Source organism: Maribellus comscasis, assembly GCF_009762775.1.
GTDB classification, from domain to species: Bacteria; Bacteroidota; Bacteroidia; order Bacteroidales; family Prolixibacteraceae; genus Draconibacterium; species Draconibacterium comscasis.
Window position 1 is genome coordinate 6,047,729 of record NZ_CP046401.1, and the last position, 13,659, is coordinate 6,061,387.

Consider the following 13,659-nt stretch of genomic DNA (forward strand, 5'->3'; position numbering starts at 1 on the left):
ACAATGGAAACAAAAAGTAAGATTGCACTGGTTACAGGTGGTAGTCGCGGGCTGGGAAGAGAAATGGCTCTTAGCCTTGCTAAAAAGGGAATCGATGTTGTACTAACGTACAAAAGTAGCAAACAGAAAGCAGATGAGGTAGTTACTGAAATTCGGTCGTTAGGGCAAAAAGCAGCAGCGTTTCAACTGGATACCGCCAATGTTAAGGAGTTTGATGAGTTTTTAAGCGTGGTAACCAACTACCTAAATGAAGAAACAGGAAGCAAAAATTTCGATTTTCTGATTAACAATGCCGGAACCGGTTTATACGCACAATTTGCCGAAACAACAGAAGAACAGTTTGATGAAATGACGAATATTCATTATAAAGGAGTGTTCTTTTTAACACAAAAATCTTTGCCTTTTATTAATGACGGCGGACGTATCATTACCATTTCATCGGGACTTGCACGTTTTGCAATGCCGGGTTACGCTGTTTACAGTTCAGCAAAAGGAGCGATTGAAGTGCTAACAAAGTATCTGGCCAAAGAATTGGGACCACGTGGAATTGCTGCAAATGTAGTTGCACCCGGAGCCATTGAAACTGATTTTGGCGGAGGTTTGGTGCGGGACAACAAAGATATAAATACTCACATTGCAGGATTAACTGCTCTGGGCCGTGTTGGCCTGCCTGAAGATATAGGTGGCGTAGTTGCCTTTTTATGCACCGAAGAAGGGCGCTGGATTAACGCTCAACGAATTGAAGTTTCAGGCGGAATGAATCTTTAATCTTTCAAAACTGTTTTTAGCCATGCCCCAAACGGGAGTGGGGCATGACTTATTTTTTACATGTATTGATTTAATTCTGCAAAAGCGTCATTCAATTTCTTTTCCATTTCCAAAATTTTATCGATACTTTCATTGTAAACAGAAAGTTCGAGAATATAATCAATCAATCCAATTTCTCCGTGATTTAAAGCTTTCTCCAAAAATGACGCATTGTTTACATCTTCCATTCCACTTTTATATTCCACTACATTTTCTTGTAATTGTATAAATTTTTGATGTGTTGCTTTTAAAAGGTTGTAAAACCGCAATTTGTTATCTCTGGTGACGCTTTGTAGAGCTTCTGCCTCCGCTTTTGCATGTTTTACAGTATTTATGTTTTCCCACAAAGGAATGGTAACACCGATAATAAAACCCTGAAAATGTGCTGCATCTCTTTTTTCGCTCATGTAGCCTGTATTTATTTTAGGCAACTGTTCTGCTTTTGAAAGTTTTATTTTGTTTTCTCGTATTTGAACTTCTTTTTTTAGCCAGCTTAACATTGGATTTTTTTGTTCGGCTACCAAATACCACTTTTCAAAATCAGAAGGAATATTTAAAATTGGAAATTGTTTTAAACTGAAGTCAAGCGGCTTTCCCCCATTTAATCCTTGGAGTTTAATGAGAAGTGCTTTTTGTTCAATCTCAACGGCTTCCAGTTCTTTTTCAGCCGATAATTTATTCAAACGCGATTTATTGTATTCCAGAATATTGGTTTCTCCGGCATCAAATCTTTGCTTGTAAGCAACAAAAATACTATCTGCGAGCAATTTCCTTTTATCAAGTTCAGCGTGCATTGCGTTAGTATATATAAGTTCATTGCATGTAAGTCTCGTTTCCAGCAGAACGTCTTTTTTTTGTTTATCGAATTGAAGTTCTACTTGTTCGTTTTTTATATTCGAAATATTGTTTCTGAATTTATAGACGGTTGGGAAATCGAAAGATTGAGAAATGCTCACATCCGTTCTGTTGCCAACAGCATCCGGCTCCACCCACAAGTAGTGATATTCTACTTCCGGATTTTCCAGGAAAATTCCCGAACGGTTGTTTAGTTTTTCTGCGTCGGCATTTTTTCTTAAAGCTGCCAATGTAGTATTGTTTTGTTCTACTGCCTGTAGCACGTCTTCTATTTTTTGCTGAGCGAAAAGCCCCCAATTTACCATTAACAGGGCGACAATTATGAATAGTTGTTTTTTCATGCTTCTTCTGTTTTAACGTTTCCGCGACCATTTAAAAGAACAAATACAATGGGAATGATGTAGACGTTAAGTAATGTAGATGTTAATAATCCAGCTAAAATTACTTTTGCCATAGGGCTTTGAATTTCATTTCCTGAAAGATGGCCTCTCATTGCCAAAGGAATTAATGCAAGTGCAGCGGTTAACGCAGTCATTAAAATAGCATTTAACCGGTCGCTTGAACCTTTAATTACCGTTTCAGCTAGTGAGAAACCTTGTTTTTGCAGTTTTTGGTAGTTTGATATCAAAAGTATTCCGTTTCTGGTTGCAATTCCAAACAAAGTGATAAATCCAATAATCGCAGGAATACTCAAAACTCCCGAAGTAAAATAAATAGCAAAAATACCACCAATGAGTGCCAGAGGAAGATTTAGCAAAATAATTCCTGCCAGTTTAAAGTTTCTGAATTCCTGAAATAGAAGAAGATAAATCAGTAGAATTGAAATTACCGACGCCAGCAAGAGCGTTCGGGAAGCTTTGGCTTCACTTTCAAACTGCCCGCCATATTCAACACGATAACCTTCAGGAAGTTCTATGTTTGCATTTATATTTTTTTGAATGTCCTCTACCACGCTGCGAAGATCGCGTCCTGCTACATTTGCCGAAATCACAAGTTTTCGCTGCACGTTTTCGCGGCTGATAGAACTGGGACCGCTTGCCGATTTTATTTCAGCTACTTCTTCCAGTGGTACTTTTTTCCCGTCCCAGGTACCAATCAGCGCATTTTTGATACCTTCGATGGATTCAGTGTAATCTTTGTTGAGTCTCAAAATAAGGTCAAAACTTTGTTGCCCTTCAAAAATGTCTCCCATTTTTGCCCCGGCGAATGCAATGTCAACAAACTTATTAAACTGTTCAATTGTAATTCCGTAGTTTGCAAGCAAATCCCTGTCGGGGCGGATTTGAATTTGTGGTATTTCTACTTGTTGTTGAACATTTACGTCAACGAGTCCTTCAATACCAATGATGGTGTTCCTGATTTCATTTCCGATTGTAAACATGCGGTTTAAATTGTTTCCGAACAGTTTTATGGCAATATTGGCCCGTGTTCCGGAAAGCATATGATCAATTCGATGCCCCAGTGGTTGCCCCACGGTAAATGCAATTCCGGGAATAGATGCCAGCGTCATTCGCACATCTGCCAAAAATTCTTCCTGACTTCGTTTTTCCAGTTGAAAGTTTACATCTATTTCAGCGCTGTTGGTGGTTTGTGAGTGTTCATCAAGCTCTCCGCGTCCGGTTCGGCGCGCTGTGGTTAAAACTTCAGGTATGGCAAGTAACTCATCTTCTGCCAGGTTGCCAATTCGATTGCTTTCTTCCAGCGAAATTCCGGGTTTACTTACTACCGATAAAGTGAGTGAACCTTCATTGAATTCCGGTAAAAAGCTTCTTCCGAGAGTTGAAAAGGCAATTATTGCAACTACAAATACAGCAAGAGTGGACGAAATGGCCAGGGTTTTATGTTTCAGGGTCCAAGTAAGCGAGCGCTCATATAAATCGCTTAGTTTCCGTACCAGCCACTTCTCTTTTTCGTTTTTAGCCAGGTATTTGTTGTTGGCCAAAATCATTTTTGATAGTAAAGGAGTTAGTGTCATTGCAACAACGAGCGAAACAAAAAGCGATACAGTAAAAGCAATTCCAAGTGGTTTTAGCATTCTTCCTTCCATTCCCGAAAGAAAAAATAGTGGAAGAAATGCCACCATAATAATTATTGTCGCATTTAATATTGAAGATCGGATTTCTTTTGACGCTTCAAAAACAACAGTGAAATATGACTCTCTTTCGTTTAGCGGTTTTTGGTGGTTTTGTCTTAATCTCTTGTAAACGTTTTCCACATCGATAATGGCATCGTCAACCAGTGAGCCAATTGCAATGGTCATTCCGCCTAAACTCATGGTATTAATATTTAGTCCAAAGGCTTTCATCACAATAATTGCTCCAAGTAATGACAAGGGAATGGCAAGTAAAGAGATGATAGTAGTTCTGAAACTTCCAAGGAAAATAAAAAGAATAACAATTACAAAAATTGCCCCCTCGATCAACGCATTTTGTACGTTGTTTACCGAAGTATTGATAAAATCTGCCTGCCGAAAAATTTTGGTATCCAGATGTACATCAGGGGGAAGCGTGTTTTTTAGTTCTTCCAAATTTCTTTCAATCAGCTCTGTAACTTCCAGTGTATTTACGTGTGGCTGTTTTGACACGGATACAATAATTGCAGGTTTGCTGTTGTGCGATGCATAGCCCATTTTTACCGCGCTTCCAATTTTTACCTCAGCCACATCGCGAATTCGAACCGGTTTTCCGTTTCGTGTTTTGATAAATGAATTTCCCAGTTCTTCCAGGTCAAAAGTTCGGGCTATCCCCCGAATGACATACTCATTTCCGTACTGACGAACTATACCGCCCATCGAGTTTTGACTGATTCCCTTACAGATGCCAGCCAGTTCTTCCAATGATACCTTGTAATATCCCATCTTTTGCGGATCGACCAACACCTGGAATTGTTTCAGGTCTCCACCAATTATTGTAACCTGAGAAACGCCTCCGGTTGCAAGAATAAGTGGTTTTACATTCCATTCTGCAATGGTTCGCAAATCCATCATGCTGGTGCTGTCGGCCTGCATCCCAATAAAAAATATTTCGCCCATTACACTCGATTGTGGCGCTAAAATGGGCTGCCCGGCACCAACAGGCATTTGAGCTGTTACCTGAATCAGTTTTTCACTTACAATTTGCCGGGCTTTATATACATCTGTTCCCCAGTCAAAATCGACCCAAACAAATGAAAATCCCTGCGATGAGGAAGAACGCACTCTGCGAACGTCATTTGCGCCGTTAACAGCAGTTTCAATAGGAAATGTAACCAGTCGTTCCACTTCCTCTGAAGCCATCCCGTGAACATCGGTCATTATCACAACTGTTGGTGCGGTTAGATCTGGAAATACATCTACGTCCATATTTTGAGCCGTGTAAGTTCCGAAAATAACCAATACCACAGAACTAAACAGAATGAAATATTTGTTCTTTAAAGAAAACTTTATAATATTATTCAGCATAGTGTCAGATTTTAGTGAACATGACCTGCATGTGGATCTAATGCGCCGGAGGCTTGCGAAAGTTTAATAACAACTGCCCCTTTTGTAACAATTCTTTCGCCGGGATTTAATCCTGCCAACACGGATGTTTTTAATCCGTCGGAAGTCCCGGTTTTGATTTCGCGCTTTTCAAATAGTTCCGGTGTTAATTGAACATAAGCGTAATAGATGCCTTGCTCTTCCAAAAGTGATGAACTTGGGATTGTCAGCGCTTGTTGATCTGACGTCGTTTTTAAGTAGATTTTTACAAAATTGCCTGGATAAAATTCTCCGTTGTCTTCAATCTGAATATTTACCGGAATGAGGTAGTTGCTTTGATTGGCCGATTTGCCCCAGGAAACAATTTTGCCATTCAATTCTTCCAAAGAATACATTTTTTGCTGATTGGCAGTCGAGATATTTGCGGAATTAAGGAATACTAGATCGCCCGCATATTTTGACTGAACTTCAGCGTAAAGCATCAAATTTTTGTTTTGCGAAACTATTGCAATAGCTTGTCCTGCTTCGACAAATTCACCATTCCGGACATACAAATGCTGAATAAACCCTTTCATCGGACTTTTTACTGTTTGTCCGAGAGCGCTGAAATTTTTGCTTAGGTTTGTGTAAATAGCTTCTGCATTTTCAAAATCGTTTTTGGCTTCCAGAAGGCGCGCTTTGGTTACAATTTTATCTTCAGCCAATCCCTGAATTCTTTCATAGTCGAGTTTTGCTTTTTCGAAGTTGCTTTTGGCCTCTAAAAATTTAACGCCCGAGTTATTTTCTGCAAAACTATTGCCCGAAATTGAAAACAGGTTTTGTCCTTTTGAAACTTTGTTTCCCGGCAAAACCGAAGTGTTTCCAAATACAACAATACCACTCGTTTTTGCAGTAAGAACCTGCGCATCGTTAGGGGCCGACTGGACCTGCGCTGTAGTTTTTATAACCTGTCCAAAAGGTTCGGTCTTTGGGAAGGCAGTAGCAAAATCAATTTTCCACGACTGGCTTTTTGTGAACACTGTGGCATTTGTTTTATCGGGTGCGGTCGCTTCAATAGTTTCGTGTGCTTCTGCGTCGTCTTTAAAAACAGTAATATCGGCTACTATTTTTTTATTTTCTGAACCGTTTTCAACTGCAAAAATAAGTTGCCCCTTCCCCGAAGCTGCGGGTTTAATCGTAAAGTTGTACATTCCTTTTTTTACCGGATTGTCAAGTGTTTTATTTTGTGTTTTCCCATTAACAAGCATTTGCATATTAATTTTCTCTGATTTTAATGGTGAGAAATCGGAAAGATTTGTAAAGTGTACAAGTACATCCGCCTCTTCTCCGGCAACAAAAGGATCGGCTTCAGCAAATACTTCATAAGTGTCGCTGTAAGCGGTGATGTATGATTTTAACTCCTCATGTTCATGTTCAACTTCATTCACTGCTTCTTCGCGGTCAGCAGGCGCTTCGTGGTTATGCCCCTGGTGTTCGCTTTCTTCGTGAAAGTGTTCGGCTTCTGTCTCATGGTTATGAGCATGCTCTTCGTGCGCCCCTGTATGGTGGTGATGTTCGTGTTCGTCCTCACCTTCGTGAGTGTGAACGTGTTCCGCTTCATGTTTGTGTTCTGAATCGGATGAATGGGAATTTTGGTTGCTGCAGGCGGCTAAATAAAAAGCTGCAACTACAGCTATCAGTAACTTTTTTTTCATTCTCAAACGTTTGTATATGTATAATGGCCCTGTTCAAAAATCAAACAGGTTGTTGGTTTTAATAAAATCTAGATATTACCAGATATTCGACTTTGAATATCAGGGAACTCTGAATAAAGGAAATGAGATTTTAGGCCAGGGGTGAGCCGCGCGAATTTATACTTCCGTTTCCGAGATAGGAATAAAACGAGTTAAGGTGAAAAAATATTGGTGGTTGGGTTGGAGGTGTAAAAAAATAATCTTTAGAAAAATACAAAATGGCAAACAAAACATCCGAACTGTCGTGTTGATCTTTTAGCCATTGCTGAAGTTCGTCTCCTGATTCTGTGTCGTTTGAACGGGCAAGATAAACTTGTTTTAGTAAGCAGAAATCAGCTTCGCTGCTGTCTTCTTCGCTGTGTTTATGGTGATTGTGTTTGCAGTTCTCTATATTTCGGTGTTCAACCGAACCTGTAATTACAATTTCATCATCAAAATGAATATGTGGAACAACTGCATGAGCCAGTAACAAAATACTGACGACTAAAACATGATAAACTGCTGTTGCCCTTTTAATCATTTTTAAACCTTTCGGACAAAGTTAAAAAGATTTTTTTTTAACCGGAACTCTTTAACTAAACAATATGTTAATATGAATAGCATTTCAGGTTTTTCATTTCAGGCAATGCCTTCCGAAGCAACTGGCGAAATTATTTTTTATTCATATGAAATATTCCCGATGGTCTGGATGTTGTGTTCCGCAGGCACAGATGTAAACAGCGTTTTCAGTTCCTGTTCTGTTAATTTTGTTTCAGGCTGAAAATCGTCTGAATCCATATACTCCAAAATACTTTTATAAAACTGCCGCGCTTCCGGTTTATCCTGAATGGCTTTTAAATCCGACATGCAAATTAGCAATTTTCCTTCACCCACTGCAAACTCAAACACCAAACCCAGTTTATGGTTACGTTCAATATTATCAATCACCTGAACCAAAGGTTTGTAGCCATCCGGAGCATTATCGAGGATAAACGGCCGGCTTTTTTTGACAATGGGCCACCATTGCCAGTTGCTGTGAAACTCTGTTGGGAAAGACGTAAATAAGGGATGTTCAGGGTTGGTTAAAATTCCCATTGTTCCCGGAGAAACCGGTTTGTTATTGTTTTCCGAGATTCCCTTAAACATTTTATAATTCCAGTAATCGGTTGTAAATAGCCCTCCAACCGAAAAGGCCGCATATTTTTTATGGTTGGGGAACAGCAGCACTTTTTCTCCTGAATTTAACTGACTTATGGTTTGTGCATCTATATTTTCTGAGATATATATTTCTGAAGGAACACTTATATTTTTGTTTTCCGGATATACCCAAATGGGGTAAGTGTTTTGGTAAGATGTTTCTTCGAGTACTATTTGCAGCGTGAGTTTTTGAGGTGCTTTTAATTCAGAGAGAGGTTGTTTTACCTCTGTAAAATTGAATACTTCGCCCTGTGGGACTGATTTGTTGTCAGAACCACTTCCTACAATTTCACCATCTGCATTTATAATTTGCCATGTCAGTTTCTGGTTTTCCAAATCAGATTCAGAATAGTTGGCCACCTGTATTTTTGCGGAGAAATTTTCACCGTTTGTCCAGCAATATTTTTCTGTAATTAAAAGGGGCACAACTTTATTAGAGAAATGCGAGAATTCTTCGGGAGTGATAAGTCCTTTGCTATCCATAAATGCATCGAGCAGCCCTACAAGTGCAGTCCCCTGGCCAGAAAAATCTTGTAGATCGAGCAGTTGGAATCCGCCAAATCCGGGGGTACGAATGGCCATTTCAATATCAGCCCGGTAGCCCAAAGCGCTCAGCGCACCCGATGCCCGGAAAAAATCCTTTGCCTGATCAGCCATTCCGGCGGCTTCCAAACGTTTTTTGAATATTTCCAGGTTCCATGGTTTTAGTACACCTGTATATTTTTTTATTTCATCGAAATTAGGATACACCTGATACTGTGCAATTTCGTGTCCGATAACCGGAACTGAACATTTACTGATGGCCCCGGCGTAGTTCAAATCGGTAGAGGGGTATCTTCCGTTAATGTATCCGCCATCGTAAGCATCGGCAAACGAAAATGAGGCGCGTGTGTGTGTGCTGTAGCTTGTATCGGTATCAGCTCCTACCCGGCAGGTGACTAAAAAATCTTCTCCTTCAACCTGGCCCCTGGTGCCAAGGTAATTATTTGAACCATAAGCAAACAGTTTCTCCGGGGCGAGTGGCCGGAGTTGGTTTACCATTTTTTGCATTTGGTCAAGGCTTCCACTGAGTTCATTTCCCAGGGCAAACATGACAAATGAGGCGTGGTTTCCATAACTTTCAATAATTTTTTCACCTTCGTTTAACAGAAATTCATTTAATCCCGACGGATCATTTTCACGTAAACTCCCCCAAAACGGTGTTTCCGGCTGCATGTAAATTCCCTCAATATCCGCAGCAGCAAAAGCGGCGTCAGGTGGTGTCCATGAATGATAACGATAATGGTTTATTCCGTATGACTTTGCAATTTGAAATAATTCGATCCAACTCTCCACATCCATGGGAGGGTGAGCTGTTAATGGGAAAACACAAGCATTGTGTTCGCCTCTTAAGAATGTTGTTGTTCCATTGATTGTAAATTGAGTTCCCGATGTGGAAAAATTGCGAAATCCAAAATTTGCCTGCAAATTGTCGGTTCCATTTTCTGTAATCAGTTCTGCTGAAAGTTTGTAAAGAGCGGGGGAGAACTCACTCCAAAGCTGCATTTTATCTCCAGCCGGATATTTTAATACTATCCGATTTTGTCCCGGACTCAGATTGACCTCATAACTTTTAGCAGGAACATTATGATTTTCCTGTGTGTTCCAGGAAGCTGCTCTTAATTTAACTTTTACCTTCTGACTTTCTGCTTCATTTGAAAATATTCGAAGGGCCACAACTGCTTCTTTGGTTTTTAGCTCGGGCGTGACAGCAAGTAAACTGATATAGTTTTTTTCTGTTGCTTCCAGTTTTATTTCACCAATTATTCCATTCCAATTGGTTTGTGTGTGTTCTGTCCAGGAGTGGGAGCCTTTTATTCCGTTCGGAACTGAACCATTTCCGTTATTTACCAGAATGGTCAATACATGTTTCCCTGGCGTAAGAGCAGGGGTGAGATTGTATTTTTGAGGAGACAAAATCGTAGCGTTTTCGCCTGTGAATTGTCCGTCGATCCAAATTTTTGCGGGTTTTGTCCGTTCGAGCGTCAAGAAAATTTCTTTACTTTTCCAGCTTTCGTTAATCGTTATTTCCTTTTGGTACCATGCCCATCCTTCATACATTTTTTCACGCGACAATCTCATGGTTTCGTCGTAATTTTTATTTGGGATACCTTTGTCATTTTCATCCATTGTTCCCGGTAGTTGAACCGTTTCAGTTAATAGTTCCGAGAACCAGTTTTTTTCTATTCCAACCTGCGCAGAATCCATCGCAAATTGCCATGTTCCACTTAAATCAATGGTTTCTCGTGTAGAAATAAATTCATTTCTGGTACACGAAAATTGAAAAATAATTCCTAAAAGCAGAAAAATACGGAAGTAAGTTTTTATTGGCATGGCTGATTTGTTTTACAATTTGTTGGTATAAAAATAGAACTATTTATGAAAATGAGTGTTTGTTGAACATTTAAAATTTTTGTTCGATTAAAAATAGGCCGAAAGAAAAACAGATGGTTACGTATTTTTTTAAAGACACCATTAAATCTCTGTGAGATATTTTTTTTAACCGGATTTCTTTATGGTTTGCGTGATACAAAGAATTATTTTTACTAAAAATGGAAAATCGTGAAATGATAAATAAATATGAAGAATTTTTTAGTGGTTGGGCTGACATTTTGTTGGCTTTTGTTTTCAGTGGCGCAAACAAAGGCACAAAAGAGTGAAATTGGTTTAAATGAGGGGTGGAAAGCCAAACGGGCAAGTGAATTGCCTGTAGATGGAACGGTGATTTCTTCACCCGATTTTCAGTTTTTCGATTGGATGGATGCAGTGGTTCCCGGAACAGCGTTAACCACTTTGTTGCACAACAAAAAAGTTCCGGATCCTTTTTATGGAATGAACAACGAGTTGATTCCCGATATTTATGAAACCGGCCCGGAGTATTACACTTTTTGGTTTCAAAAAGAATTTGAAGTTCCCGACTTAAAACCGGGGCAGCAGGTGTGGTTAAAATTCAGGGGAATAAATTATTCTGCCAATGTTTTTCTGAATGGAAAACGGGTGAGCTTTGACACACATGAAGGAATGTTTTTGCGTGAAAAATATCTGATAACTCCTTTTCTGAATGAGTCAGGGAAAAATAATCTGGCCGTGTTGGTTGAGCCGCCAAGTCCGGTGGGAAAAGCCAATGGCGGACAAGGGGGCGATGGTGTAATTGCCCGTTCGGTAACACAACAATACACTCCCGGCTGGGACTGGGTTTGTGCGGTTCGCGACAGAAATACAGGAATTTGGGATAAAGTTTCCCTGGAAATTACTGGCGATATCGATATTCGTGCTCCTTTTGTAAAAACAAGAGTTCCCGGAAAGCGTTTGCCTGGTGAAAAACAAGACCCGGCATTTTTGGATATTTCTGCTGAGCTTGTGAATAGTTCGGAAGAAGAGCAAGAAGGAAATCTTGTAGCGTCGTTGGGAGATGAAAAATGGTCGGTGCCGGTTACCTTAAAAAAAGGAGAAACACAAACGGTATCTTTTCCTGAGATAAAAATAAAAAATCCCAAATTGTGGTGGCCCAACGGAGTAGGGGAGCAAAATATGGAGCACCTGAAATTGAAATTTGAACAGGCGAATGTTGTCTCCGATGAAGAAGCTGTTGATTTTGGAATTCGCGAAACCGGCACTTATTTTGATAAAAAAGTAGGAGGACGTGTTTTTATGGTGAACGGCCGGAAAGTTTTTATAAAAGGAGGAAACTGGATTTCCTCCGATTTGTTGTTGCGTCTCACTCCGGAGCGCTACGATGCAGAAGTTCGTATGCACGCACAAATGAATATGAATATGATTCGTGTTTGGGGAGGTTCCATTACCGAACGCCCGGAATTTTATAATGCGTGTGATAAATACGGAATTTTGGTGTGGCAGGACTTGTGGATTACCGGCGACTGTAACGGTTGCTGGTTCGACCCGAAAAAGAAAGAATCGCAGGCGCGGCGTCAGTCGTATCCCGACGACCATTCTTTGTTTTTTAGTTCGGTTATCGATCAGGTAAAAATGTTACGTAACCATCCAAGTTTGTATTTGTATTGCGGGGGAAATGAGTTCCCACCACCGGCAGATATCGATTTTAAACTTCACAACGAAATATTCCCGGATGTAGATCCTACCCGTTTTTATGTGAGCTATTCAACTTCAGACAGTATTTTACGAAATACCATTGGCGGAGTCGGTGACGGCCCATACGGAATTCAGAATCCGTTGCGTTTTTTTGTAACTCGTTCGTATCCGTTTAATCCGGAACTTGGTTCGGTGGGAGTACCCAATGTGGAAGCCATGCGAAAAATGATGGATGAAAAAGATTTAACGCCACCGGTAAACGACCGTGGAAACAATGTTTGGCAATATCACAAGTACATTGGTTACGGCGATCATATTGAACGTTTTGGCGAGATTGCCGGAATTGACGATTTCTGTAAAAAGGCGCAAGTTGTGAATTACGAACAGTACCGCGCGTTGCAGGAAGGTTTTAATGCGGGGATGTGGAGTTTTTATACCGGAATGCTGGTATGGAAAAATCAAAACCCATGGACTTCTCTCCGTGGCCAGTTTTATGATGTATTTCTGGAACAAACCGGTGGATTTTATGGCTATCAGCACGGAGCAGCTCCTTTGCATGTGCAGTTAAATTTAAATGATTCTGCCATTTGTGTGATGAACCAAACTATGGTTGCCGAAAGCGGCTTGAGCGTAGAAGCAGAACTTTATAATCTGCATGGTGAGAAAGTAAATACACAACAGTTAAATTTGGATGTTTCTGCCAACTCATATAAAATAGCAGGCAAACTGGATTTGGCGAAAAAGCCTGCCGGATTATATTTTGCCCGTTTCTATCTGAAAAATAAAAAAGGAGAAATAGTGGATGAGAATTTTTATTGGTTGACCAATTCACCAAACGATATGCAGGATTTGCAAAAACTGGAAGAGGTTCAACCTGACATTCAATTAGGAGAAAAAAGGGACGACAAATTGCTTTTAACGGTCAAAAATACAGAAAAAGAGACTGCTTTCTTTTCGCGTTTAAAAGTAGTAGATAAACAAACCGGAGAACTCGTATTGCCGGTTTTCTTCAGCGATAATTATTTCACTTTATTTTCGGGCGAGCAAAAACAAGTTGAGTTGGATTTGTCTGATTTGCCTGCCGATTTAAAAGATAAAGATTTGCAGCTGGTTCTTGAACCCTGGAAAGGCCCGGCTGTAACAAAAGAATTATAGAAGTTTTTTATAAGCATATTAAGGATAGCATCTCTTGAAGGGATGCTATTTTTTTATTTGAATATTTTTACAAAATACTTATCTTTGACGTTAGTAACGTTTGAAGACATTATGATTGTTTCATTTGGTTCAAAGGATACCGGGAAAATTTGGAATGGGGAGCGGGTTAAGAAAATACCGATTGAAGTTCAGCAGATAGGACGGAGAAAATTAAGGATGATTAATAACTCTCAAAATTGGTCCGATTTGAGAATTCCTCCTTCAAATCGCCTTGAAAAATTACAAGGATCAGATTTTTATAGTATTCGAATTAATAACCAGTGGCGAGTTGTTTTTCGATGGATTGACAATAATGCTCATGATGTTGAAATTTTGGATTATCATTAA

8 protein-coding genes are annotated in these 13,659 nt (G+C 39.8%); 3 read left to right on the top strand and 5 right to left on the bottom strand.

The window, feature by feature from the left end; genetic code table 11:
- The first annotated feature begins 3 nt into the window (after positions 1-3).
- Positions 4-768, top strand: coding sequence for an SDR family oxidoreductase (locus GM418_RS24495; protein ID WP_158869831.1), 765 nt, complete (start codon positions 4-6; stop codon positions 766-768).
- 56 nt (positions 769-824) lie between these two features.
- Here GM418_RS24495 and GM418_RS24500 read toward each other — a convergent pair whose 3' ends face one another.
- The 5 genes from GM418_RS24500 to GM418_RS24520 all read right to left on the bottom strand — a co-directional run bounded on the left by GM418_RS24500 (position 825) and on the right by GM418_RS24520 (position 10,401).
- Positions 825-2,003 carry a TolC family protein gene (locus GM418_RS24500; protein ID WP_158869833.1) on the bottom strand — a complete coding sequence of 393 codons (1,179 nt, stop codon included), beginning with the start codon at positions 2,001-2,003 and terminating at the stop codon, positions 825-827.
- Positions 2,000-5,101, bottom strand: coding sequence for an efflux RND transporter permease subunit (locus GM418_RS24505; protein ID WP_158869835.1), 3,102 nt, complete (start codon positions 5,099-5,101; stop codon positions 2,000-2,002). Before GM418_RS24505 ends, GM418_RS24500 begins: the two co-directional genes overlap by 4 nt.
- An 11-nt stretch (positions 5,102-5,112) precedes the next feature.
- Positions 5,113-6,813, bottom strand: coding sequence for an efflux RND transporter periplasmic adaptor subunit (locus GM418_RS24510; protein WP_158869837.1), 1,701 nt, complete (start codon positions 6,811-6,813; stop codon positions 5,113-5,115).
- Between the two features lie 130 nt (positions 6,814-6,943).
- Entirely contained in the window at positions 6,944-7,372 is a 429-nt protein-coding gene (locus tag GM418_RS24515) for a DUF6769 family protein (RefSeq protein WP_158869839.1), read from the bottom strand.
- 137 nt (positions 7,373-7,509) lie between these two features.
- Entirely contained in the window at positions 7,510-10,401 is a 2,892-nt protein-coding gene (locus GM418_RS24520) for a sugar-binding domain-containing protein (RefSeq protein WP_217447590.1), read from the bottom strand.
- A gap of 246 nt (positions 10,402-10,647) precedes the next feature.
- Between GM418_RS24520 and GM418_RS24525 the strand changes: the two genes are divergently transcribed.
- Together GM418_RS24525 and GM418_RS24530 are read left to right on the top strand one after the other, a co-directional pair.
- Positions 10,648-13,272, top strand: a complete 2,625-nt coding sequence (locus GM418_RS24525) for a glycoside hydrolase family 2 protein (RefSeq protein WP_158869841.1) — start codon at positions 10,648-10,650, stop codon at positions 13,270-13,272.
- A gap of 84 nt (positions 13,273-13,356) precedes the next feature.
- Complete coding sequence (locus GM418_RS24530; protein WP_246222772.1) at positions 13,357-13,659, top strand: type II toxin-antitoxin system RelE/ParE family toxin; 303 nt, start codon at positions 13,357-13,359, stop codon at positions 13,657-13,659.